Here is a 25898-nt window from a genome sequence, read left to right as displayed (position 1 = left end):
GCGTCTGGATTTTAAATTGTGCCCAGGCCTGGGAGTCTTCTGTATTTGCCGCTATGCTTTCGATACAAAAAACACTTCCGGAATGAAGATAAAGTGATTACCATTCTTTCCTACATTATAGCAAGAATCGACCATAATTTCATTTGTTTCCCCCACTCTCTCACATATTGTTTAAATTTATGAGTGTACATAATTTAATTAATTGCTAGGTATTTAACTTATAGCTTGTGAATTTTATGAAAATATTTCTAAAGAGGTTAATCAAAGTAGTCCTCATTGCTTGATACTCATCAAAGCATTTACGATAACAAAAAAAGAGCCGCAACTCGCGACCCCCTTATTTATTTTATGCATTTACTTGCTGATGGTCTTCACGGCTCATCATCGTTCGTACAACTTGCGCAATTTCTTCTGAGCTTTCATCCTGAAATTCAACAGTTGAACTAGCAGAAGATCCTTCTTGTTCGCCTTCATTATGCTCATCGGATGCGTTTTCTTCCAACTCACCTTCACCCATTGCTTCGTTATCTTCTGGTGTATATAAAATATAGGCAATTAAAAAACGAATTATATACATTGCGAAAAACACGATTATGGCTACTATAAATGATCCTATAAGAATACGTAGTGGCGTAAGGGGTTTTTGAAATGTACTGAAAAAATAAATTGAAAAGGCAATTAGCGCTCCCCATAGGTTGTAAAAAATAGAACCAAACATTATATTTCGCTCACTCCTTGGTTAACTGTTCGAATATGTAATGTTGACGTCGCTGGATTAAATTCAATTGTTCTACCACTATTACCACCAGTGTCTTCTGCAACTAATGGAATGCCATGGCGTTTCAACTCACGTTTGACAGCCTCAACATTACGTGGACCAATGCGCATCGAGTCTTTATCTGAGGTGAATTGGAACATCTGTGCACCACCCGCAATTTTTGCCTTTAGCTTGAATTTTTGTACGCCTTCTATTTTTAATAAGTCAATCATAGCTGAAATACCTGTATCAGCGAATTTGGCTACGTTTATTGACTCCTGTCTACCTAAACTTGAATCTGGCAACATCACATGTATTAAACCAGCAATTTTTTTTGATTCATCATATAAAATAACACCTACACAAGATCCAAGACCTGATGTTCTGATAGTGTTGGGTAACTTTACCACATCCATTTGTGCAATTCCAACTTTAATCACTAGCCCACTACTACTATTTAGCATCATCTACGAAACTCCTAATGCTTTGAAAATAGCATCAAATGAGTCTGGATCGGGCAATAGGAAAAAGTGGCCCCTTACTGTTTCGTGGTCCTCTACCCCGTCTTCAAAAATGGATGTGTTTATGACGATAACATTATCGCTTACATGTGATAATTCAATTAAGCCAATACTGATAATAGCACCAAACATATCAACGCTTAGTCCTGGAACAGTTGGATAAATTTTCAAATTTGTAAAGTCAGATAATGCGGATAAATAGGAACCTGATAAAATATTCCCCATTTCCTGCATGGCTGATAACCCTAGCTCTGAAACTGGTCGTTTTTTAAAGTCGAATGATTCATCATGAATAAGACGACGAATAAAACGATTCGCTTGTTCGATTGGCAAGATAAAGAACATACTGCCTTCAGCATCACCTTCGATGCGTAGATAGATGCCAACTACAACATTTTCAGATCCACCAGCAAGCTCCATCATGTCATTAAACGACACCATTTCTACCTTTGGTACTCGCATATCAATTTTTTTTCCGAGTAAATTGGAAAGTGCTGTCGCAGCATGCGCAGCACCAATATTCCCAATTTCCTTTAATACATCTAAATGTAGTGATGTAATCTTTTGATTAAGTGTCATTATCGATCCCTACTTTAGTGGATTTAGTACTTTCTCTAAATGCAATAAAATTAATAATCGTTTATCAATTTTAGCTACTCCTGAAATAAACTCTTCTTCAAGCGATCCAACTACTTCTGGCTGTGGTTCAATTGAATTTGCAGGAATGTCTAATACATCATTTGCAGAGTCTACGACGAAGCCTACTTCCATATCTTCTAAGGAAATAATGATAATACGCGTTGTTTCTTCGTGCTCAGAAATTGGTAATTCAAATCTTTCTCGTAAATCAACAATTGGTGTTACAACACCACGAAGGTTAATGACACCTTTCACATATTTCGCCGTTTTTGGTACACGAGTAATATGCATTAATTTTTCAATCCCTTGTACATGTGACACTGGGATTGCATATTCTTTATCGGCTAATTGAAAGACAATTACTTTAATACTTTCTTGTTCCACTGCGTTTGTCATAATCTACACCTCTCTTATTCATTCACCTTACTTATTTTATAAGTGCGTTACAGTCCACAATTAAGGCTACTTTTCCGTTACCTAAAATAGTTGCACCTGAAATAGCAAAGATATTCGTTAAGTAATTGCCTAATGACTTCAGTACAATCTCTTGTTGGCCAATGAATGAATCCACAACTAAACCAGCAAGTTTCTCGCCTTTTCGTACGATGACTACTGAATGGAATTCATCATCCTGCTGCTCTTTACGAGGTACTTCGAAGATTTCTTCTAAGAACACAAGCGGGACAACCTTCCCACGGAAGTCAATTACTTTTTGATTATGCGCATTCATAATCTCTGATGAACGGATAATAGAAGTTTCAATTATTGATGAAAGTGGAATAGCATAAATCTCTTTTTCAATCTCTATCAGCATGACCGAGATAATCGATAATGTTAGGGGTAGTTGAATTGAGAAGATTGATCCTACATCTTGTGTAGATTCAATCGAAATATTTCCACCTAAAGATTCAATGGTTGTTTTCACAACGTCTAATCCAACGCCTCGCCCTGAAACATCCGAAATGACATCAGCTGTTGAGAACCCAGATGCTAAAATTAACTCGTTAATTTGCTTATCTGACATTGAATAGGATTGCTCTTGCGTTACAACACCTTTAGATATTGCTTTTGCTAATACTTTATCACGGTTAATCCCTGCGCCATCATCCTCAATTTCAATAAAGACATAGTTACCACTATGATATGCACGTAGTACAACTGTCCCTTCTTCTGGCTTTCCTTTAGCACGACGCGCAGTAGGATTTTCAATACCATGGTCCACAGAATTTCGAATTAAATGAACAAGCGGATCTCCTATTTCATCGATAACTGTACGATCTAGCTCTGTTTCAGCACCGATAATTTCAAGATTAATTTTCTTGTTAAGATCGCGAGACAATTGACGAATCATTTTTGGGAAGCGGTTGAATACTGTTTCCACTGGTACCATTCGCATTGTTAAAATAATCGTTTGCAGGTCACCCATTACACGACTCATACGTTCAACCGTTTCATTTAACTCACCATGGTTTACCTCTGTTGCAATAGACTGCAGTCTTCCACGATCTATTACAAGCTCTTCAAATAAGTTCATTAAAATATCCAGACGCTCGATATTGACACGAATTGTTTTATTTCCAACAGGTGCATGGCTTTTATCTGCCTTAGCTGGAGTTGCCGTTTTTGCAGACTTAGCTGCTGGTGTATTGTTTTCTGGTACTGCTGCAGCTTTATCCACCACTTCAACCTGTGCTGTAGTAGTCGCAGCTACTTCTTCATTTACTTGGAATTCTTTTTCACTAAATTGCTTTTGGTCAATCGTAGCAACGTTAACCTCTTCCACCTCAGAGACTTTCATAATTTTTTTCTGCATATCTTCTGCAGATTCTTTCGTCACAAAGGCTACATGGAATTGTTGATCAAACTGCTCGTCTTCTAGTTTCTCTACAGATGGACTTGATTTTATAACATCTCCATCTTTTTCTAAAATTTCAAACACCATAAATACACGTGCAGCTTTTAATAGACAATCTTCACGTAATTTCACTGAAATTTCATAAGCATTGAAACCTTGTTCCGCAGATTGGGAAATAACCGTTTCTTCAAAGCTGTCATATTCTAAAACGCTTGCTACAGCAGGGGCTGAAGGCGCTTCAATAGTTGCCACAACCTCAGGAATTGCTTCTTCACCTAATTCGATACGTTTTAATTGTGCTACAGTAGAAGAGACATCTCGCTTTCCATCTCCACCATTCGCAATGTCCATCACCATTTCTTCTAAATGATCAACAGACTCAAAGACAACATCTAGAATTTCCGGTGATACGTGAATTTTTTCGTTACGGATTGCATCTAATACGTTCTCCATTTTATGCGTTAAATCTGCTAAATCCTCGAAGCCCATCGTTGCAGACATACCTTTTAATGTATGTGCCGAACGGAAAATTTCCCCAACAATCGCCAAATCTTCCGGATTTTTTTCTAATTCTAATAAATGTTCACTACATGCTTGTAAATGCTCTTTACTTTCTTCAATAAACATCTCTAAATATTGATTTACTTCCATAAGAGGACACCCCTTTTAAGGCAAATATTTCATTATTGTTTGTGCAATATCATCTACATCTGCAACTTCATCAACAAGCTGCGTCTCTACTGCTGCTTTTGGCATTCCATATACAATGCAAGTTTCAGCTGACTCAGCGATAGCAATTACATTGCCAGTACTTTTTAGTACCTTTAGTCCATTTGAGCCATCTTGCCCCATACCTGTCATAATCACTGCTACCTTATCAAAATCCTTCCATTGACTCACATCTTCAAACATCACATCTACAGAAGGTCGATGTCCGGATCTAGGTGGTTCATTACTATCTAGAACGATGCCAAAGGAGGTACCTACTTTTCGAAGTTTTAGATGATACCCGCCAGGAGCAATATAGGCTACTCCATTTTGGAGAATATCACCTTGCTCGGCTTCTTTTACAGTAATTTCACTCAATTGATCAAGGCGAGTCGCAAGTGATTTTGTAAACCCGGCCGGCATATGCTGGACGATTAAAATCGGTGCTTGAATTGTTTTAGGAATTTTCGTAATGACTTCTTGTAACGCTCTTGGTCCGCCAGTAGAAGTACCAATCAACACAATTTTCCTACCTATTTTATTCCACTCCACACGTGATTTTGATAGCTCTACTCTTGTTGGAGAAATATTAACAGGAGAGGCTATTTTTCCTTCATTTGGTGAATCTCTTCTTATGGTACTCACGTTTAATGCCGGTTCTTGTTGTCTTTTACTACCAGAAGGTTTCTTTAATTTTGAAATAGGTACCAATGATGCTTGTTCAACCTTGTGGACAAGTTCAGTTTGGATTTTATGTAAATCAAGAGAAATTGTTCCGCTTGGCTTAGCGACAAAATCCACTGCTCCAAATTCAATTGCTGATAAGGCATTTTCAGCACCTCGTTGTGTTGTACTAGAAAGCATCACCACAGGTACTGGACATATTGTCATTATTTCTTTTAAAGCATCAAGTCCATTCATTTCAGGCATCTCAATATCCATTGTCACAACTGTCGGCCTCAATGATTGAATTTTTTTTATCGCGTCTTTCCCATTTCGTGCAGTTCCAACTACTTCAACCTTCGAATTACCAACAAAAAAGTCACTAATTAGCTTTCTCATAAAAGCAGAATCATCAACTACCAATAGCTTGCTTTTATGTAAAAAGTCCAATTAATCACGCCCTTTCGAAAAAATACTTCTTAATTTAGTTAAGAATTTACTCGCTGACTGATCATGTGCGTGAACTTCCTCCACACGGTGTTCCATAAAACGAGCCACTATAAGTTGAAGTGTCTTCGAAATAAGTGCGTCCGGATAAGCAAGTGAAAAAGGTACTTGCTCGCGCACAGCCTTACGCACAACAGCATCCTCAGGTAATGATCCTAAAACAATAACCTCTTTGTCCAAAAAACGTTTCATGGTTTGCTTTAATCGTTCATTGGTCTCCATTCCTTCTTCCTTACTAAAAGCACGGTTACAGAGAATATAAAACTGTTTATCCATATCTCTTACATGAATATATTTCATCATCGAATAGGCGTCTGTAATAGAAGTTGGTTCAGCTGTTGAAATAACAATAATCTCATCGATTGACGTCAGTAATTCTAATGACCAGCTTGTTGCTCCTGCCCCCATATCAAATAAAATATAATCAAAGTTTTTTTGTAGTTGCTCAAATGCATGTATAAGTCGTTCAAGCAACACTTCCGACCATTCTAGGACACTCGACATACCAGAACCACCGGAAATATACTTTAAACCGTAAGGACCCTCAAATACCACTTCATCTAGTAACTTATTTCCTTCCAAGTAATCTTTTAAACTAAAAGAAACATTTTTTCCAATTAAGATATTGATATTCCCCATACCTATATCCATATCAATGATTGCAACTTTTTTCCCTCTATTTGCTAGCATAGTTGCAAAATTCATTGTGAAGTTACTTTTACCTACCCCACCTTTGCCACTTACAACAGCAATTGCTCTACCTAAATCTCCTTGCCGTTTTAGCATTTTCAAGCGTAATGTTTCAGCTTGGTCTCTCATTTTTCTTCACCTTGGAAAAACAAATTAAGCACTGCTTCTAGATTAGCTTCTTCAATATCTTCTGGTACTTCTTGACCATTCGTATAGTAAGCAAGTCCTTTATTATATTTAATCATTAAATTAATCATTGTGCCAATAGAATTTGTTTCATCTAGCTTTGTAAAAATGAATTTTTCAATTGGTAATTGCTTAAATTGCTCGATAATGTTTGCCATGTCCTTCTCTTTTGTTGTCATAGCAAGGACTAAGAAGGATTCTGCTTGATCATCAAATTTTATTAGACGTTGCAAATCATTAACATATTTTACTTCTTTATAATTTCTCCCTGCTGTATCGATAAATACTAAATCTAAATGAGCTAAACGTTGAACGGCCTGTTCAAAGTCTGTTGCATTATAGGCAATCTCGACAGGTGCCTGTAAAAGTCCTGCATATGTTTTCAATTGCTCGATTGCTGCAATTCTGTAAGTATCAGTTGTAATAAATCCTATTTTTTTCTTTTTCTCTAAAACTGCCCTAGCAGCCATTTTTGCAATAGTTGTTGTTTTGCCAACACCTGTAGGACCAAGTACATTAATATATTTTCTTTCATAGGATATTCCTCCTATCGGAAAATCCTCTAGCCTTTTACGTAATAAATTTTTTGTTATCAGCTTGCATTGTGAAAAATTAATTTCTGATGCTTCTCTAAAATGCATAAAAAGCTCATCACCAATCTCCGTGATGAGCTCTTCACTTAGCTCTTGCTGTCTTAAGTATTCAATGAAGGGGAAGAGTTCATCGGGATATTGAGCTTGGGTTGTCTTTTTATGCATAGACTGCATTAAAGATTTTAAATCTGCAATTTCCTTCCTCAATTCATCAGGTATGCCTGTGTCTTCAAGTAAAGACACATCCTGCTGCGGCTGTCCTTGGTGTATTTTGGCTTGCACAGCATGAGTAATTTCTTGTAAACTTACATTTTCTTTTTTAGGCTGTATTACTGGTACTTCGGCAGGTTTTGGAGCCAAGTCCTTTGGCTCCATTGAATCGATACCTGCCACCACCTCAAAACTTTTCTTTTTAAGAATCCCGAAAAATTTCTTTGTGATTACTACTTTTGAATTCAGAATGACAGCGTCCTCACCTAACTCAGCACGCACAAGCTTCATAGCCTCTGGTATGGAAGATGCATAATATTTTTTCATTTTCATTCTACATTCACCACTCCAACACTTTGAATTTCAACCGTAGCATCAAGTTCGTTATAGGATAGAACTGGAATTTGCGGGAAGTAACGCTCTGTTAGCTGACGCAGGTACATACGAACCGCTGGAGAGCATAATATTATAGCTGACTGCTCCATAAAGGAAACACGTTCTATTTCTGCTGCAATGGATTCCAGGACAATTTGGGAATCTTGTGGATCCATCGCCAAGTAATTACCGTGATCGGTTTGCTGAATACTATCAGCAATCATTTTCTCTACTTTACCCGAAACAGTAATAACCTTCAATGATGAACCGTCCCCAACAAATTGTGAAGTAATCTGACGCGCCAAAGATTGACGCACATACTCCGTTAATAAATCCGTATCGCTAGTTAATTTTGCATAATCAGCTAGTGTTTCAAAGATAATTGGTAGATTGCGGACAGAAACATTTTCTCGGAGTAATTTACCCAACACTTTTTGAATTTCCCCTGTTGATAATGGAGCAGGTGTCAATTCCTCTACTAAAATTGGATGTGTTTCGCGTAAATGATCGATTAGCTGCTTTGTCTCTTGTCGACCAAGCAACTCATATGCATTGGCACGGATCATTTCTGTTAGATGTGTTGAAACAACACTCGGTGGATCAACTACTGTATAGCCAAACATTTCAGCATCTTCTTTCACTTGCTCAGTTATCCATTTAGCTGGTAAGCCGAATGAAGGTTCGACTGTATCAATGCCCTCAATAGAATCATCGTCCCCTGGACTCATTGCTAAATAATGATCAAGCAACAGTTCACCGCGTGCCATTTCATTACCCTTAATTTTAATTCGATATTCATTTGGTTGTAATTGAATGTTGTCTCGAATACGTACAACAGGAATAACAATTCCTAATTCTAATGCTAACTGACGACGAATCATAATGACACGGTCTAATAAATCTCCACCTTGTGCAGCATCTACTAAAGGTATTAGACCATAGCCAAATTCAAATTCAATAGGGTCCACATTTAATAAATTCACAACATTTTCAGGGCTCTTCATACCGTCTGTTGCCACTTCTTCCTCAATTTCAAGTAATTCTTCTTCATCTTCTGGTTTCTTACGTTCCATCATATATGCACCAGCAATTAGCGAGATGCCAATTGGAAGTGTAACCCAGTTTGGAATAGGTGTAAATAACCCTAGTAATACAATTGTACCGCCCGCAACATAGAGCAGTTTTGCTTGAGCAAAGAGCTGACCCGTAATATCTTGTCCAAGACTTCCTTTAGAGGATGCACGTGTTACAACAATACCTGTCGCTGTAGAAATTAATAGCGCAGGAATTTGAGATACAATACCGTCACCAACAGTTAGCTTAGAAAAGTGAGTTGCTGCTTCTGCAAATGGAAGCTTCATCTGCACAACACCGATGATAATCCCAAATAATAGGTTGATAATAACCATTACCATAGAGGCAATGGCATCCCCTTTAACAAATTTTGTGGCACCATCCATTGCTCCGTAGAAATCCGCTTCACCCGATACTTTATCGCGTCGTTCACGTGCTTCTCGCTCAGAAATAATTCCTGCATTTAAGTCAGCATCAATACTCATTTGTTTACCAGGCATCGCATCCAGTGTGAATCGTGCTGCTACCTCAGCTACACGCTCCGCTCCTTTAGTGATAACGATAAACTGAATTAACACAAGAATTAAGAATACAACTAACCCAACAAGAACATTCCCGCCGACTACGAAATCACCAAAGGTTTCAACAACAGCACCAGCATCTCCGTTTGCCAAGATGGCACGTGTTGTTGATACACTCAGTCCGAGTCGGAATAAGGTTAACAGTAAAATAACGGAAGGAAATATTGAAAAATCTAATGCTTCCTTCATACTCATTGCTGTTAAAAGTACGATTAATCCCAATGTAATATTAATGACGATTAAGAAACTTAACATCCACGGAGGAAGAGGGATGATGAGCATCGCAACGATTAAAATAACCGCACCTAAAACCCCTATATCGCGAACTTTCATTTGTGTCCCTCCTACTTAAAACTTTAAATTTTCCGCTTAATTCGATATACATAAGCAAGCACTTCTGCCACTGCTTTGAAAAACTCTTCTGGTACTTGATCGCCAATTTCTACCTGATCATACATTGCTCGTGCTAATGGTCTATTTTCAACCATAATGACATCATGTTCTTTTGCAATCAGCTTAATCTTTTGAGCGATAAAGTCTGTCCCCTTCGCCACAACGCGTGGAGCATCCATACTATTCTCATCATATTTGAGGGCAATTGCATAGTGCGTAGGGTTTGTAATGACAACATCCGCGCTAGGAATTTCTGACATCATACGACGCATCGCCATTTCACGTTGACGCTGTTTGATTTTTGATTTAATTAGCGGGTCACCCTCACTATTTTTATATTCATCTTTAATATCTTGCTTAGACATTTTAAGATTTTTTTCGTAATCATGTTTTTGATACATCCAATCTAAAATGGATACACAAAGTAGAACGAGGGAAGCTGCAATTCCCATGATTCCTACAAGCTTGCCCACTGTAATCAGTGTAATTCCAGGGCTTTTAAAGGATAATGCCAAAACCTCTGGCAAATTCGTCCATACAATAATGGTCGTAACGCCACCAATAAAACCAATCTTTAATACGGATTTAATCAGCTCTACAATGGCCTTAACTGAAAATATTTTTTTTAATCCCTTGATTGGATCCATCTTCGTTAAATCAAATTTCATTGGCTCTAAAGTAAATAAAAAACCGAATTGTAAAAAGTTACCCGCTAAGGCTCCTACAAAGGCTATTGCCATTATTGGAACAACAATAAAAGCCATTTGTACTAAAGTTTCTGTAAAAAGGCGTATGACACTATCAATTGTAAGTGTTTCTACGCGTATATTATGGATAAAGGTTTGTCTAAAAAAAGCCAATAAATCGTCTCGCATTGAGCCTGCGAAGAAGAATAAAAAGATAAAGACCATGAGCATGACAATAGCACTGGAAATATCCTGACTTTTAACAACCTGACCCTTTTTACGAGCATCTTGGCGTTTTTTAGGTGTTGCCTTCTCCGTCTTTTCTCCGGAAAAATATTGTAAATCTAAGTCTAGTAGTAGCTTCATTTTACCCACCACCTAAAATTGCCATAAAATCTCGCATTGCATAGATCATGATACTAATCAACTTTTGGATAACCTGAATCATAACAGCCATCATTGTAAATAACACTAAAAAACTAACACCAATTTTAATAGCAAAGCCGACTACAAAAATGTTTAACTGTGGGACTGTTTTAGCGGTAATACCGAGCGATAAATCAACTAAAAACAATGTTGCGACTACAGGTGCAGCCATTTGAAAGGCAATGGCAAAAACAGCCGTAAATGTTGTAATAATAAATGTAATATAATTGTCACTCGAGAAATGAGGAAATCCTTGGTCTATTGGTAAAAATTGATAACTATAATAGATGCCATCAAGAATCATATGATGTCCATTAATCGCTAATAGTAAGAGCATTGCTAACATATTAAAAAATTGCCCAATTAAAGGACTTTGTGCCCCCGTTTGCGGGTCAATAATATTGGCGATAGCAAACCCCATTTGAAAATCAATAAAGCTTCCGGCTATTTGAATTGCCGACATGATGATATAGCCAACAAGTCCGAGTAACAGTCCAATGAGGGCTTCTTTCATCACTAACAGTATGTAATCACCATTAAAGGCAAATGGCTCAACGTCTATCGTATAATACATCATCCAAGCTAAAACGAGTGCGAGAGTTATTTTGACTTGTGACGGAATCGTTCTGTACGAGAAGAAAGGAACCGTAACAAAAAATGCCGATACACGTACAAGTACTAACAAGAAAACCGTGAAGTGCGGAATTAATTCATTCATCTACTCACCCTATATAACGCGTTAAATTCTCAAAAATATCTCTCGCATAGCTTGTCACCTGGGATAACATCCATGGTCCGAAAAAAACTATGGCTACTAATACAGCGATAATTTTTGGAACAAATGCTAATGTTTGCTCTTGAATCGAAGTTGTTGCCTGAAAAATACTAACCGCTAAACCAGTGATTAAAGCAACTAATAGTAGCGGACCGCTTGTTAGAAGGATAATCATAATGGCACGCTCTGCAATTGAAATAACCAATTCACCTGTCATACTGTATCATCCCCTAAAAACTTTGTAGTAATGATTTCATCACGAGATACCAGCCATCAACGAGAACAAATAATAAAATCTTAAACGGTAATGAAATCATAACTGGCGGTAACATCATCATCCCCATCGACATGAGCGTACTTGCAACTATCATATCGATAACTAGGAATGGAATAAAAATCATAAAACCAATTTGAAAAGCGGTTTTAATCTCACTTAATGCAAATGCAGGAACAAGCATAGTTAGCGGAATTTCTTCCACTGATGCTGGTTTTTCTGCTTGATTGTATGTTAAAAATAAGTCAAGATCCTTTTGCCTTGTATGTTTACTCATAAATTCCTTAAAAGGCACACTGGCACGATCATAAGCTTCCTCAAGTCCGATTTCTTCAGAAAATAAGGGCTGCAATGCCTCTTTGTTAACCTCTTGGAACGTCGGAGCCATGATAAAGAAAGTTAAAAATAAAGAAAGACCAACAATGACTTGGTTTGGCGGCATTTGCTGTGTCGCCAACGCCGTTCGAACAAATGATAAAACAATAACAATTCGTGTAAACGAAGTCATCAAAATTAATATACTTGGTGCCAGTGAGAGAACCGTTAACAGTAAAAGGAGCTTCACAGCATTGGAGACATTTGTCGGGTCGCTGTTGGACAAAATACTGATTGCATCATTCATTTATCATCATTCTCCTTTTGCTTCCATCTCTCCAGTTCTTCACTACGCTCCTGTTTAATTTCGGATATCTTTTTTTCAAATAGCTCACCAAATGAATCTTTCCCTTGCTCTGTGGATGAGCTCCCAATATTTTTTCTCTTAAGCTTTGAAAATACTTCTGCAATATACGGTGATGATGCTGCAAGTTCTTGTCGTTCATTATAGAGTGCTAAAAGTGTTGCGACTTCTTCAGGATCAGTAATTTCACGTAACAGTTGAACATCCTCACCGACCCCTACTAAATAGAGTGTTTTCCCTACTTGTAATAACTGCACTGACTTTTGTGCACCTAACGATAAACCGCCTAAATTTTGTACCAATTGATTACGTTGAAAGTTTAAATTTCTTTTATTTAAAAACTTCATTAGCCCATAAAATAAAGCTACAACAAAAATAAGCGCCAAAACCATTTTTATGTATTCCCATGCAGATATATTTCCAGCCGCTGATACATCTGTATTTTGTGGAGCAGCTGGATCTATATCTTCTTTACATGCTTCTGTTTTATTGATGCAATCATCAACACTTCCTGTGTTAGATTCAGCAGATACAGAAGCAGGTGTAGGGTACAAAAACAGGAAGGATACAAGAAATGCGAAAATCATCGTTAGACGAAATGATTTTAACATTTGCATGCTATCATCCTAGAGCTTTTTGAATCGCTTCAATTACACGATCAGCTTGGAAAGGCTTGACGATAAAGTCTTTCGCACCTGCCTGAATTGCATCGATTACCATCGCTTGTTGTCCCATTGCTGAACACATGATTACAGTTGCACTTGGATCAGAGCCCTTAATCGCTTTAAGAGCAGCAATGCCGTCCATTTCAGGCATTGTAATATCCATTGTTACTAAGTCTGGCTTCAGTTCATTGTACTTTTCGACAGCTTGTAAACCATCGGCTGCCTCTCCAACCACTTCAAATCCATTTTTCGATAAAATATCCTTGATCATCATGCGCATAAATGCAGCGTCGTCTACAATCAAAATTCTTTTAGACATGGTTAACTCCTCCAATTGAAACTATCTTAAATTATTTAAACGCTCTGCTTGACTTAAAACATCTGTAATGCGGACACCGAAGTTTTCATCAATAACAACGACTTCACCTTTAGCGATTAAACGGCTATTTACTAAAATATCAACTGGTTCACCAGCTAATTTATCTAGTTCAATAATCGAACCACTAGATAGTTCTAATATCTCTTTTACAGAACGTTTCGTACGTCCTAACTCTACAGTAACTTGCAATGGAATATCAAGTAGCATATTTAAATTTCTAGCTTCAGATTGCGAGATTACATCCGTATCAAAACTAGCAAACTGCGCTTGTTGAACATTGACAGGCTGAACAGGTCTTGCTGCGTAAGGGATCTGTTGCTGCTCTTGATACATTGGTTGCTGTTGTACTGGCGCCTCCTGCTGTTGATAAGCTGGCTGTGCTGGTGGTGGCGTCGCAGGAGCTTGTGGTTGCACTGGCTGTGGTGCTACTGGTGCTTCAGGTGCAATCGTTGCAGCTACCGGTTCTTCTATTGTTTGTGTTTCTCCTAAAAGTGACTTAACAATATTTTGACTAAATTTAAGCGGTAATAATTGCATTAAATTTGAATCAATTAAATTACCAATACGTAATCTAAAGGATACTTTTACAAGCAAATCGTCTTCTGGAATATTTTCTCGTCCTTCATTTTGAGAAATATTCATCAAATCAATTGTTGGTGGAGATATATCTACTTTTTTGTTGAATACAGTCGACATGGACGTGGCTGCTGAACCCATCATTTGGTTCATGGCCTCTTGAACAGCGCTTAACTGAATCTCACCTAAATCTGGCTTCGGATTTAATCCATCTCCACCTAACATTAAATCAGCAATAATCGCTGCGTCAGATTGTTTAATAACAAGTAAATTCATACCTGTTAAGCCAATTGTATATTCAACTTGGACTGCCACATAAGGGTGAGGAAACTCCTCTTCTAACTTATTGCGGTTAATCATCGAAATACTTGGGGTAGTAATATCTACTTTTTGACCTAATAACGCTGAAAGTGCTGTGGCAGAGCTACCAAAAGATATATTACCTACCTCACCTAATGCATCTTGGGCAAACGAATCGAGATAATCCTCTACTCGTATATCGTTCATATCATCATTTGTAGAAGCTTCAGTGCCGCTGTTTTTATCTTCCAACGTTTCGCCCCTTAATAACGCTTCAATTTCTTCTTGGGAGAGCATTTCATCACTCATCTTCGTCTCCTCCTTTCAAAGGGTCGATAATTTGGATTGCTAATTTTTTGCCTTGCTTACCTGGTTGAACAGTAAATTTCGGTAGTGTACCTACTTTTAACATTAAAGGATTTTCGATTTTTTGATCTAGTTGTATAACATCCCCAACTTGCATTGTCAGGAAATCCTCAATCGTGATATCTGTATTACCTAATTCAACGGTAAGTGGTAATTGCGCTTGTTTAACGCGCGTTTCAAGCATTTTTGTTTGTTCTGGAGACATCTCTTTCGTATTTGTTTGCATCCAGTAACGAACAGAAAGATTTGGAACAATAGGTTCCAGTACGACATGCGGAATACAAATATTAATCATGCCACTTGTTTCACCGATAATCGTATTTAAAGAAATGACAACAACTGTTTCATTAGGTGAAATCATTTGTAAAAATTGAGGATTCACCTCAAGCTCCACTAAAATTGGATCAATTTCCGCAACATTTTCCCACGCTTCACGTAAATTATCAAATGAACGTTCGAATAGGTTTGTCATAATTTTCGTTTCAATTTCTGTTAAATTATCTACATTACTATGACTTGATCCACTACCGCCCATTAAACGATCTAGCATGGAGTAGGCAATGTTCGGATTTATTTCCATCAATATATTACCATCTAATGGTGGCACTTCAAACACATTAATGAGTGTCATATTCGGAATCGAACGTACAAACTCTTCAAATGGTATTTGGTCCACTGATGCAACCGTTATCTGCACATAGCTTCTTAGCTGTGCAGAAAAGAAGGTTGTCAGTAGTCGTGCAAAATTTTCATGTATTCGGGTCAAACTTCGGATTTGATCTTTTGAGAATCGCAGAGCTCGTTTAAAATCATAGACCTTAACCTTACGCCCCTCATCCTCTTTCTTTATGTCGTCCGCTGACATTTCCCCAGTTGATATTGCGGAAAGCAGCGCATCTATCTCGGATTGAGATAACACATCTCCTGCCATTTGCCCACCTCCATTTCAAGCAGTTTTTCGTTTTATGAAGTGATAAAGGAGGTGAAATAAATCTCCTGAACTTCTCCCTCTTGCATCAATTCATTTATTCGTGTTTTTAATGATTTTTGGAAAACTTGTTTACCTTGCTTACCTTCTAAATCCTTTTGCTCCATTTCGGAAAGCTCCTGAATAACAATATTTTTCACTTGGAATGTACGTTTCGTTAATTCTTCTGCTGCATCTTTACTGGATGTTTGAATTGTTAACGAAAAACGTACGACTCTGTTATCAGCGAGATTTGTCGTTATTTCCGGAACCTCTACAGAAGCTTTTACGATGTCATCAATCGATGGTTCAAGTGATCCAGCTGGCTTATTAAATTGGGTTAGCAATACAACCGCAATCCCCCCGATAAGTATGATTGCTACTAGTACGATAATAATCATCGTCAAAATTTTGTTATTCTTCATCTTCTTCACCTCGTAGATGCGGGTTTGATAGTATTTGTATATTTTTATAAAAGGCATTTACCTTTTGTCGCACCTCATCTTCACTCTGTAAAACAATGATTTTGGTTCCAGTCGTTAATGTTATAGTCGTATCTGGAAAAGATTCGACCGTTTCTATGTATAAAGCATTCAATGTAAATGCTTTGCCATTTAGACGTGTTAGTTCAATCATTGAAATAGGGCCGGGTCTAGCGTGAGAGCCGGCCCGACCCTCCCTCATATGAAATTATGTTTTGATAACCTGAATGCTTTATTCATATTCTAGTAATATATGCATTACCAGGTATTCATATAAAGCATAAAACACTAAAATTATTTTAACCTATCGTTTTAAGTTTACTAGCTCTTGAAGTACTTCATCAGATGTTGTGATGATACGAGTATTTGCTTGGAAACCACGTTGTGCCACAATCATCTCAGTAAATTCTTCTGATAAATCAACGTTAGACATTTCTACAGCCCCAGGAGCCACTTTCCCCATCCCTGCTACAGTTGCTACTTGTGCATAAGCGGCACCAGAGTTTGCTGTTTGTTGATAATAGTTACCACCAACCTTAGCAAGACCCCCCGCATTCGGGAATTTAGCCATAATCATCTGTCCTGCCCATTTACGTTGACCGTTTAAGTCCGTATATTCAATCGTACCATTAGGCCCTACACTAATCTCTTTAGCCGTTGTTGGAATACGAATTGGTCCTACAGTACCAGCAGCAGGTGTTAATTCACCATCTTCATTAAATAAGTTAGCACCTTCATCCCCTGAAGCGATTGGTGCATCATCAGGATTTATGCCATCATCATCAGCTTCCATAACAATATCATTCCCAGCAGATACACCCACTAAGTATTTACCATCAGCATTAACTAAGTAGCCATTACTATCCATGTAGAAAATACCGTTTCGAGTAAATAAAGTGTTGTTGAAGCCTTCTTCATCAATAAAACCACTGTCTGGGTCTGGGGCACCATTTGCATCAGCTACCATAAAGAAGCCATCCCCTTCAATTGCGAAGTCAAGTGCACGTCCTGTACCTTGTATAGAACCACCACCATGAATCGTATCAATGGCAGCTAATTGAGAACCCAATCCTACTTGTTGAGGGTTAACTCCTCCACGTGTAGCAGTTGCAGCAGATGCACCTGCTTGTGTTTGAGACATTAAATCTTTGAAATTAACACGACCTTTTTTAAAGCCAACCGTATTAACATTGGCAATATTATTACCAACCACATCTAGTTTAGTTTGAAAGTTTTTAAGACCTGAAATACCTGAATACATAGAACGTAACATAAATGCCGTTCTCCCTTCATTTTAAATTGTGTGCGTCTATCATTCAGCACACTAGGCTTCCAATTAAGGTCCAGCCATTAAAGCACAATGGTGCCATCAATATTTGTAAATAATTGTTGCCTTGCCTCCGTGCGATCCATTGCTGTAATGACAGTAGCATTTTTAGCACTGACAATTAAAGCCGCTTGATCCATCAAGACTAATGGTTGTTTGACACCTTTTGAATGTGCCTCAAATACCTTGTCTGATACAACCTGCCATTCCTGATCAGAAATCGCTATTTTACGCTCCATAATACGTTCTTGCGCATGTTTGCTCACTTTTAGTTCTTGTTGTTTGGTAGCCTCCTGTAAATGAGCTTGGAACGATTGCTGTGATTTTATTGGCGAGGGCTGTGCTTGGCGAATAGATGGATGCAATGGTACACGATGAATTGAAAATTTATCCATCATTATTCTCCACCTTTATTCGCTTATTACTGTAAAATCCTTATCTGTTAACCTTTTCTCATTGTCTAATATATATTGTATAACGCCATCTTTATTTGAAACAGAAACGATACGTCCTTGCAGTTCTTGTTCGCCATCTTTATAAGTAACATTTTTACCAATCAACTTGCTTGCTTGTACAAGTGGCGATTCTGTAACTGAACCGTTACTGTTTGAATCCGTTGCAGAACCACTTAAAACGGCTGAAATATTACCTGGTGTTATTTCTTTGCCATCCGCTAATACAAATACAACACTGCCATCTACAAATTTCAGGGATTGGATAACACCGGTTCCTTCATTGACAATAGGTTTTTTATCTTCATCTACCTTGTCAGTTAACTCGTGCCATTTGACTTCCTTACCAATAAAGGTTGAATAATTCATCATCTGTGTTTGTTGCTGCGAGGCAAGTAATGACTCCATTGCTTTCGTCATATTTTGCATTTGCTCTAATGAAGAAAACTGTGCCATCTGTGAGATAAACTCTCGGTCATCCATTGGATTCGTTGGATCTTGATGTTGTAATTGTGTAATCAGTAATTTTAGAAATGCATCCTTGCCAAGTTCACTATTTCCTGTTTGTCTTGTTGGTTTTTTATAATTAGAATAATATAAATCATCCGTTATTGACATTGATGAGTTTTCAGTTTTTGTTGTTGCATCTGCCATGCTTACACCTCCTCACTTATTAAATAGTCATTAAAGGACTTGCCTTCATCGTCATCTTCGGTGCTTTGCTCCTGCTCTTCTTGCTGTTGCTGCTTAAAGAAATTGCTAAAGAAGCTTTGATCTCTTTGTTGACGGTCTGCATCTTGTAGGGATTGAGCAATATCTAGACGTTCAATTTGGATATTCTGCTGAACAAATGCTTGCTTTAACTGATGTGCTTGACTATCCAGTAATTCACGTCCATGTGCTGTTGAAGCAAGTAGTCGAGCTGTAAGAACTCCATCATTTTGCACTAGTTCAATCCGAATTGTTCCTAAATTCTCAGGATACAATTTTAATGTTAAACGTGTAATTCCCTGTACATTGGAAATTTGTGCTTTATTCATGATAGCTTGCATCTCTTTTAATAATGCCTCGGATTGTGCAGGTTTTGCTGCTGGCAACGTCACTTGGAATGTATCAGCTTTTGTTTGAACTGTATTAGCCGTTACCATTTCATTGGCGCTTGTGTCAGTCTGCTTTGTTACCTGAACCTGCTGAACCACATGTTGAAAGCCCTGCAATGGAAGAGTTACAGTTGTTTTTGTTGTTACCTGTGGTGTAGTTTGAATCGTCTCTACATTCGTTTGTAGCACTGTTAAAAGGCTTTTAACATTTGTTAGTAAATTTTCTTGTGGAGCTGTTAAATCTGTTTTTTGTCCAACTAATTGTGCTAATTTTAAAACTTGAAGTAATTGTGTGGCCTCTTTTGGTGTAACCTGTCCCTCACCCTGTAAAGCAGTAACTACTTGTGCCTGTAGTACAGGTGCCTGAACATCTACTAATGCTAATAGCTCCCAAACATCCTTTGCTTCTTTATCCTCACCTAGCAACTTCTGTACTAATTTTTGAAGCTGTTCAGAATCAATGCCTAATGCACCCATTAAATTCTCAAGATTGAGCATTTCATCCATTGCAACAGCTTTACCATCTTCACCAATTTGAAGCATTAACAGACCATCATCATGTGGAATATCTAGTAAGTCAAGTACTTCCTCAATTGATTCAGCGTTTAGAACAGCTGCTAATTGATTAATCTCACCTGCTGCTGTTTGTTGTGCAGGCTGAGTTGTTTGATTTGAAGCAGACATAATTTGTCCAAAAACTGATCCAAATGCAGATAGATTATCATTCTTTGAACCTCCACTAGCTTTAACATCAGAACCACTGTTTGTAGCAGTAGCCGCTGTTTTAGGTGGCATTGCTTTGGATATCATTTGCATCATTGCTACATCCATCTTTTTTCACCTCCTTTCATGTTTTATTGTTTAGCCATCATTTCCGTATATTTAGCTGCATTCTCAGGGCTCATTTTTTCTAAAATAGCTGCTAATTTATCTGGCTTTAAATTTGTTAAAATACGAAGCGCTTCAGCATCACTCATTTTGATTAATACTGGTGCTGCAGCTTTAGGAGACATTTTATCGAATGTTATTAAAATATCATTAAAATCTCGCTTCGAATCATTTTGTTCTCTATTTAGTTTTTCAATTTCAAATTGGAGCTGTTCTTTTTCTGTCAATAATTTTTCCTTTTCAGTCGCTGTAGTATCCAATTTCTTTTGTAACTGTGCAATTTCAGCTTCTTTTTCTTTTATTTCAGCTTGTAGATTTACAAGTTTTGAATCGTTGTTAACGACTGCATCTTTTGCCTGCTGTTCTTCTGAAGGAACAAATGGCAAGCTTTCAAAAGCTTTCTTTCCTAAATCAAAGACATTCGTATTCATTAGCGTTGCTACAACAAGTAACACGGCTACCACAAACATAATAGGTATGACAAACCAGGTGAAAAACTTTCGAAAGCCTCCTGATTTACGCTTTGGTTGTTGCTCTGCTAATTCCATTGAAAGTCGATTTTCCTTTTTCGCCATGAAATCACCTGATTTCTCTCTTGTTATACGTAAGGGTTGAAATTTCGTCTAAGAAAATACCTTCAATCCGATCTTGCTCTTGCTGGAATAACTTAAAATCCTTTTCTCGCATTTTTTCAAATTTACGTACTTCCAAGTTTTTTTCTAACAGTTTTTCTTCGTACCAATTCATTTTTGAACGTGCTTGCACTACCTTTTGTTGTACATCTACAATTGTTTTTTCGAGGCTATCAATAAATCTCGCATAATGATGAATCTCCTCTATAGATGAGCCAACAGCTAAGCGCTCTTGTTGAAAGTCAATTAAATCCTCTTTCTTTTTCAACAGCTCATACAGCCTAGTTGCTATTTCTTCAAAAGAACGAACAGAATCTTTATAAGCTATTTCCGTTTCATTTTTTTCTTGTTCACGAATGGTTAACACTTTTTCAAAACGATATATATAATTCACCATTTATTTCCCTCCACCGTTCGATAATGTAATTAACTCATTCATACTTTCAAGAAGTGTCACTTTATCTAAATAGCCTTGCTTAAGGTAAGCCGTAATTAGAGGCTCATAGTATATAGCCTCATCTATTTCTTGTGAGGTACCACGTTTATATGCACCGATATTGATTAAATCCTCTGACTTGTCATATGTATAATAAAGCTCCCTTAATCGTTCCGCTGCCTTTTTATGCTCTGGCTCTGCCACATGATTCATCAAACGGCTAACGCTTTTTAATACATTGATTGCAGGATATTGACCTTTATTGGCAAGGTTCCGATCAAGAACAATATGACCATCTAAAATTCCTCGTACAGTATCTGCAATTGGCTCATTCATATCGTCCCCATCTACTAATACTGTGTAGAAGGCTGTAATAGAACCATTTTCATTCGTTCCTGTCCGCTCTAATAGTTTAGGTAAAATGGCAAACACTGATGGCGTATAGCCTTTTTGAGCTGGTGGTTCGCCCGTTGCAAGCCCAATCTCACGCTGTGCCATCGCAACACGAGTGACGGAGTCCATCATCAACATTACATTCAAACCACGGTTTCTAAAATACTCTGCAATAGCCGTTGCGGTAAAGGCGCCTTTAATACGCATGAGTGCGGGTTGGTCAGATGTGGCAGCAACAACGATTGAACGTTTTAACCCTTCAGATCCTAAGTCACGTTCTATAAACTCACGTACTTCACGACCACGTTCTCCGATTAGTGCAATAACATTTAAATCAGCTTGTGTATTTCGAGCAATCATACCAAGCAAGGTACTTTTCCCCACGCCTGATCCAGCAAAAATACCCACACGCTGACCATTTCCGACTGTTAACATACCATCTATTGCCTTTACGCCCACTTCAAGTCTTTCATTTATCGGTGGACGTGTCAGAGGATTTGGTGGATCCTGCTCAGTTGGAACTGATAATAATCCCTTTGGTAACACTGTTCCATCGATAGGATTCCCCATCGAATCTAATACTTTACCTATCAGCTCGGGTCCTACTTTTACTTCAAGTGGTGCCCCAGTCCCTTCAACTAAGCATCCAATTGAAATTTCTCGCAGAGAGGTAAAAGGCATTAAGATGACTATTTCATCCTTAAAACCAACCACCTCTGCTAGTATAATTTGATGACCATTTTTTGAAGTTTCCACATGAATTTTACAAACATCACCAATGGAACTATCTGGACCTTGCGACTCAATCATTAAGCCGACAACTCGAGTAACTCTACCAAACTTTTTAAAGGTTGATATATGAGGAATTTGTTCGATTAATTGAGCCGTTTTCATCTAGATCATTCCTTACTTTCTAATATTTCATAAAGTTTTAATCTTAATTCATTCAATTGCTCATCAATGCTAACAACAATTCGGCCATGATTTGTTTCAATAAAGCAATCCGTTTCATGTTCTAAATCTTCATTAACAAAAATCATGAATGGGACATCAGTTGGGAACATTTCAGCTAATTCATCACGATTAGCAGTAATTAATGCATAATAGGTTGGTGAAACATAAATTTTTATTTCTTTCATTTCTCTTGCTTCTTTAAGTCCTCTGCGAACGATAGAAACAAATAGTTCATTTTCACGCTCCAAGGATGCATCAATAATTCGTTCTGCTGCTGTTAAGCCCAGCTCTAATATGACTTCTTCTTGATCCTCAATATATTTCCTTGCATTTTCCTTTGCATGGATGATAACCTCATTGGCCGTTTGGAGGGATTGCATCATCGCTTCATTGGCTTTGTTCGTCCCATCCTCATACCCCTGACCAAATCCTTCATCATAAGCCTCTTGCACACGATTAGGACGTTCTTCTTCCCAGTTACGCTTTAGATGCTCAATTTCCTGAAAGAACATTTGCTTCTCCTGTTCAAAAGCTTCACGTTCTGCCTGCAATTCGGCTCTCGCCTCTGCTAATATACGGTCTCGCTCTTCAAGAATTTCTTCAATCGTAATTTGTTTCTGTAATGGTGTTTCTTCCCCTTCAATTTCGGGTATTTCAAACATATCACGAATTTTTATCGTTTTAACATTATCGCCATTGGACTCTGTATAGATAGAACGGATGATTCTAGACAATGACGTCATCTCCTCCACCACGTGCAATAATAATCTCACCAGCATCCTCTAAGCGACGAATTACCGCAACAATTCGAGATTGTGCTTCCTCTACATCACGTAAACGTACAGGTCCCATAATTTCCATTTCTTCTTTAAAGGTTTCAGCCATACGTTGTGACATATTGCGGAAAATAATATCCTTGACTTCTTCGCTTGAAACTTTCATGGATAGTAATAAGTCTTCATTTTCACAATCACGAATAACACGCTGAATCGAACGATTGTCGAGTGTAACAATATCCTCGAATACAAACATGCGTTTTTTGATTTCCTCTGCAAGCTCTGGATCTTGAATTTCGAGTGCATCCAAAATCGTTTTTTCTGTTTGTCGATCTACACCGTTTAATACTTCAACGACTGCATCAATACCGCCAGTCTCTGTGTAATCTTGTGTAACCGTTGACGATAATTTACGCTCTAAGACAGACTCAATTTCGCTAATAACTTCTGGCGATGTTGATTCCATGACTGCTATACGTTTGGCAATATCAGCCTGTACTTCTTGTGGTAATGAAGATAGAATCACACCAGCTTGCCCTGCTTCTAAATAAGATAGAATAAGGGCAATCGTTTGTGGATGCTCATTTTGGATAAAGTTAAAAATTTGTGCAGGATCAGCTCTACGCGCAAAGTCAAATGGACGCACCTGTAATGAAGATGTTAGACGATTAATAATTGTTTGTGCTTGTTCAACACCAAGTGCTTTCTCCAATACTGTTTTTGCATAGCCAATACCGCCTTGTGTAATATAGTCTTGTGCAAGAGCAATATTATGAAATTCCTCTATAATCTCCTCTTTAACGTTTGCTTCTACCTTTTTAACACTTGAAATTTCTAATGTTAAGCGTTCAATTTCTTCCTCTGTTAAATGTTTATAGACAGAAGCTGAAACCTCAGGCCCCAACGAAATTAACAAGAGAGCGGCCTTTTGTTTTCCGGTTAATTCCTTATCTTTCTTGGACACAGCCGAACCTCTTAGTTAGTCTTCAGCAATCCAACTACGCAGTAACTTTGCAAAATCGTCTGGCTTTTCTTTTGCCATTTTTTCAAGCTGCTTACGACGCATTGTAGCTTCCGTTTCAATTTCTTCATTTATATCATCAATCATTAGTTCTTCTTGTTCTTCTAGGATGCTAAGTTCCTCTTCTTCCTTCGCACGTTTACGTGAGCGGATAATGAAGAATGCCAGCAATAGTATAACAGCTAATAGGATACCGCCAATGACCCAAACCCACCATGGAATAACAGGCGTTTCTTCAGCCACATCTGTTGCTTTCCCATTTAAAGGTTGTACTGAAACAGCCACTTTTTCATTAATTTGCTCTTGAGTAAGCTCTGCTGCAACATCCTTAGAAATCGTTGTACGAACAATAGTGCTTAAAATTTTCTCAATATCTTCTCGAACCCCATCAGGTAATGAAGCTGCATCTGTCGCTGTTGGTGGCTCTACAATTACTTGGATACCAATATCTTGAATTTTATAAGGTGCCTCTTGAATATCTTTACGGATACGGTTTACGTCATTATTAATCGTTTCCTCTGTACGTTCATAATCCCCGTTCCCCATCGCACCTTCATTATAAGTTGTGAAGTTATCTGTTGTTGTTTCTGCTTCAGGTGTACCAGTGGCTGCAGCTCCAGTACCAGAATATTGTTCTGTAATGCGCTGTGCACTAATAGCAATTCCAGCCATATTTTCTTCATCAACTGGCGAAACTAGATTTTCTTCACGATTTTCTTTTTTGAAATCAATGTCTGTTGTTACAGAAACAATGACTTTATCCTGCCCCATCAGTGTACCAAGCATATTTTGCACTTGACGCTGAAGATCACGCTCCACCAATTTCTTTGCCTGTAATTGACCTTCAGCTGTTGTTGTGGAAGCTCCATCAGCAGTGGCAGCATTCAAATCAAAGTACTCAGAAAATTGGTTGGAAATTACAATATTATCCGTATTTAAGTTCGGAACACTTTTTGCTACTAAATTATACATTGTTGAAATTTGCTGCTCTGTAAATTTATAACCTGGATCAGTATTCAAAACAATAGATGCAGTGGCTTCTTCTAAGTTAGCTTCTTTTAAGAATACTCCCTTTTCAGGTACATTTATCATCACTTTTGCATCTTTTACACCCTCAAGATTTTTAATGAGCTTAGCAATCTCTGTTTCAGTTGCTGCCTTTTTCAATAGATTAAACTCATTATCTGTCATACCAAATCCAGAGCTGTTCGCAAATGAATAATCAATTGTACCTGTTTGCGGATATCCCTCTGAAGCTAATTGTACTAATAGGGAATCCACTTGTTCCTCCGGGACTAAAATCGATGTTCCACCTGGGGCAATTTCATATTTGACCCCTTGAGAATCCAACGCTTCTTTTACTTGCCCGATTTCTCTTGTCGATAAATCTTTGTAGAGAGGTACGTATGTAGTCTTTGTAGCAAAAATTGTAATAACTGCCGCTAGTGCTATTACTCCGATGACGGATCCAATCATTACAATCTTTTGTTTTTTACTACGACTTGTCCAAAATTGGCTGGTGTCGTTTTTTATTTTCGTCAATCGTTCATTCATTATGAATCCTCCGGTTATAGTGAATAACCTAACCATCA

Annotated in this window: 29 protein-coding genes; all 29 read right to left on the bottom strand. The window is 37.8% G+C overall.

The features are described 5' to 3' along the window. Positions 1–346 precede the first annotated feature (346 nt). Complete coding sequence (locus tag QNH24_RS05980) at positions 347–718, bottom strand: hypothetical protein (protein ID WP_283871182.1); 372 nt, start codon at positions 716–718, stop codon at positions 347–349. Further along, positions 718–1224 (bottom strand): chemotaxis protein CheD, encoded by a 507-nt coding sequence (locus QNH24_RS05975; RefSeq protein ID WP_430674998.1) that lies wholly within the window; start codon positions 1222–1224, stop codon positions 718–720. Before QNH24_RS05975 ends, QNH24_RS05980 begins: the two co-directional genes overlap by 1 nt. Beyond that, positions 1225–1857: a chemotaxis protein CheC gene (locus tag QNH24_RS05970; RefSeq protein WP_283871181.1), complete on the bottom strand. Its 633-nt coding sequence runs from the start codon at positions 1855–1857 to the stop codon at positions 1225–1227. It lies immediately after the preceding gene. 9 nt (positions 1858–1866) lie between these two features. After that, positions 1867–2313 carry a chemotaxis protein CheW gene (locus QNH24_RS05965; protein ID WP_054770637.1) on the bottom strand — a complete coding sequence of 149 codons (447 nt, stop codon included), beginning with the start codon at positions 2311–2313 and terminating at the stop codon, positions 1867–1869. Positions 2314–2344: 31 nt separating this feature from the next. After that, entirely contained in the window at positions 2345–4423 is a 2079-nt protein-coding gene (locus QNH24_RS05960) for a chemotaxis protein CheA (RefSeq protein ID WP_283871180.1), read from the bottom strand. Between the two features lie 15 nt (positions 4424–4438). Beyond that, positions 4439–5593, bottom strand: coding sequence for a protein-glutamate methylesterase/protein-glutamine glutaminase (locus tag QNH24_RS05955; protein WP_283871179.1), 1155 nt, complete (start codon positions 5591–5593; stop codon positions 4439–4441). Beyond that, the gene (locus QNH24_RS05950; protein ID WP_283871178.1) at positions 5594–6469 is read right to left on the bottom strand and encodes a MinD/ParA family protein; all 876 of its coding nucleotides are present in this window, start codon (positions 6467–6469) and stop codon (positions 5594–5596) included. Beyond that, a complete protein-coding gene (flhF, locus tag QNH24_RS05945; protein WP_283871177.1) occupies positions 6466–7662 on the bottom strand; it encodes a flagellar biosynthesis GTPase FlhF in 1197 nt (398 codons plus the stop codon). The genes QNH24_RS05950 and flhF overlap by 4 nt, the downstream gene beginning before the upstream one ends. Further along, the gene (gene flhA / locus QNH24_RS05940) at positions 7659–9692 is read right to left on the bottom strand and encodes a flagellar biosynthesis protein FlhA (protein WP_054770636.1); all 2034 of its coding nucleotides are present in this window, start codon (positions 9690–9692) and stop codon (positions 7659–7661) included. The genes flhF and flhA overlap by 4 nt, the downstream gene beginning before the upstream one ends. Before the next feature lie 23 nt (positions 9693–9715). Next, a complete protein-coding gene (flhB, locus tag QNH24_RS05935; protein ID WP_283871176.1) occupies positions 9716–10804 on the bottom strand; it encodes a flagellar biosynthesis protein FlhB in 1089 nt (362 codons plus the stop codon). Position 10805: 1 nt separating this feature from the next. Next, on the bottom strand, positions 10806–11582 hold the full coding sequence (fliR, locus tag QNH24_RS05930) for a flagellar biosynthetic protein FliR (RefSeq protein ID WP_283871175.1): 777 nt from the start codon (positions 11580–11582) through the stop codon (positions 10806–10808). A 4-nt stretch (positions 11583–11586) separates the two neighbouring features. Continuing rightward, positions 11587–11856: a flagellar biosynthesis protein FliQ gene (fliQ, locus tag QNH24_RS05925; protein ID WP_283871174.1), complete on the bottom strand. Its 270-nt coding sequence runs from the start codon at positions 11854–11856 to the stop codon at positions 11587–11589. Between the two features lie 13 nt (positions 11857–11869). Further along, the gene (gene fliP, locus QNH24_RS05920) at positions 11870–12535 is read right to left on the bottom strand and encodes a flagellar type III secretion system pore protein FliP (RefSeq protein WP_054770635.1); all 666 of its coding nucleotides are present in this window, start codon (positions 12533–12535) and stop codon (positions 11870–11872) included. Beyond that, positions 12532–13203 carry a flagellar biosynthetic protein FliO gene (locus QNH24_RS05915; protein WP_283934525.1) on the bottom strand — a complete coding sequence of 224 codons (672 nt, stop codon included), beginning with the start codon at positions 13201–13203 and terminating at the stop codon, positions 12532–12534. The genes fliP and QNH24_RS05915 overlap by 4 nt, the downstream gene beginning before the upstream one ends. Positions 13204–13213: 10 nt before the next feature. Continuing rightward, positions 13214–13576, bottom strand: coding sequence for a response regulator (locus QNH24_RS05910; protein WP_008180756.1), 363 nt, complete (start codon positions 13574–13576; stop codon positions 13214–13216). A gap of 21 nt (positions 13577–13597) precedes the next feature. Beyond that, positions 13598–14821 (bottom strand): flagellar motor switch phosphatase FliY, encoded by a 1224-nt coding sequence (gene fliY / locus QNH24_RS05905; protein ID WP_283871172.1) that lies wholly within the window; start codon positions 14819–14821, stop codon positions 13598–13600. Further along, the gene (gene fliM / locus QNH24_RS05900; RefSeq protein WP_283871170.1) at positions 14814–15809 is read right to left on the bottom strand and encodes a flagellar motor switch protein FliM; all 996 of its coding nucleotides are present in this window, start codon (positions 15807–15809) and stop codon (positions 14814–14816) included. The genes fliY and fliM overlap by 8 nt, the downstream gene beginning before the upstream one ends. Before the next feature lie 32 nt (positions 15810–15841). After that, positions 15842–16270, bottom strand: a complete 429-nt coding sequence (fliL, locus tag QNH24_RS05895) for a flagellar basal body-associated protein FliL (RefSeq protein ID WP_054770633.1) — start codon at positions 16268–16270, stop codon at positions 15842–15844. After that, positions 16260–16481, bottom strand: a complete 222-nt coding sequence (locus tag QNH24_RS05890) for a flagellar FlbD family protein (protein ID WP_283871168.1) — start codon at positions 16479–16481, stop codon at positions 16260–16262. The genes fliL and QNH24_RS05890 overlap by 11 nt, the downstream gene beginning before the upstream one ends. 150 nt (positions 16482–16631) lie before the next feature. Continuing rightward, a complete protein-coding gene (locus tag QNH24_RS05885) occupies positions 16632–17600 on the bottom strand; it encodes a flagellar hook-basal body complex protein (protein WP_283871167.1) in 969 nt (322 codons plus the stop codon). Positions 17601–17677: 77 nt separating this feature from the next. Next, positions 17678–18049 carry a TIGR02530 family flagellar biosynthesis protein gene (locus QNH24_RS05880; protein WP_283872756.1) on the bottom strand — a complete coding sequence of 124 codons (372 nt, stop codon included), beginning with the start codon at positions 18047–18049 and terminating at the stop codon, positions 17678–17680. 15 nt (positions 18050–18064) lie between these two features. Further along, positions 18065–18760 (bottom strand): flagellar hook assembly protein FlgD, encoded by a 696-nt coding sequence (gene flgD, locus QNH24_RS05875; RefSeq protein ID WP_283871166.1) that lies wholly within the window; start codon positions 18758–18760, stop codon positions 18065–18067. 2 nt (positions 18761–18762) lie between these two features. Further along, positions 18763–20037, bottom strand: a complete 1275-nt coding sequence (locus QNH24_RS05870) for a flagellar hook-length control protein FliK (protein WP_283871165.1) — start codon at positions 20035–20037, stop codon at positions 18763–18765. Between the two features lie 23 nt (positions 20038–20060). Next, a complete protein-coding gene (locus QNH24_RS05865) occupies positions 20061–20669 on the bottom strand; it encodes a MotE family protein (protein WP_283871164.1) in 609 nt (202 codons plus the stop codon). Positions 20670–20673: 4 nt separating this feature from the next. Next, positions 20674–21123: a flagellar export protein FliJ gene (gene fliJ, locus QNH24_RS05860; RefSeq protein ID WP_283871163.1), complete on the bottom strand. Its 450-nt coding sequence runs from the start codon at positions 21121–21123 to the stop codon at positions 20674–20676. Further along, a complete protein-coding gene (fliI, locus tag QNH24_RS05855) occupies positions 21124–22449 on the bottom strand; it encodes a flagellar protein export ATPase FliI (RefSeq protein ID WP_283871162.1) in 1326 nt (441 codons plus the stop codon). Positions 22450–22454: 5 nt separating this feature from the next. Beyond that, entirely contained in the window at positions 22455–23243 is a 789-nt protein-coding gene (fliH, locus tag QNH24_RS05850) for a flagellar assembly protein FliH (RefSeq protein WP_283871161.1), read from the bottom strand. Further along, entirely contained in the window at positions 23236–24249 is a 1014-nt protein-coding gene (gene fliG, locus QNH24_RS05845) for a flagellar motor switch protein FliG (protein WP_053594207.1), read from the bottom strand. The genes fliH and fliG overlap by 8 nt, the downstream gene beginning before the upstream one ends. 15 nt (positions 24250–24264) lie before the next feature. Further along, a complete protein-coding gene (fliF, locus tag QNH24_RS05840; protein ID WP_283871160.1) occupies positions 24265–25860 on the bottom strand; it encodes a flagellar basal-body MS-ring/collar protein FliF in 1596 nt (531 codons plus the stop codon). Positions 25861–25898: the final 38 nt, after the last annotated feature.

It is taken from the genome of Lysinibacillus pakistanensis (genome assembly GCF_030123245.1).
Lineage (GTDB): Bacteria > Bacillota > Bacilli > Bacillales_A > Planococcaceae > Lysinibacillus > Lysinibacillus pakistanensis.
Note: the sequence above shows the minus strand (reverse complement) of the source record. Positions and strands in the feature narration are given on the sequence as shown.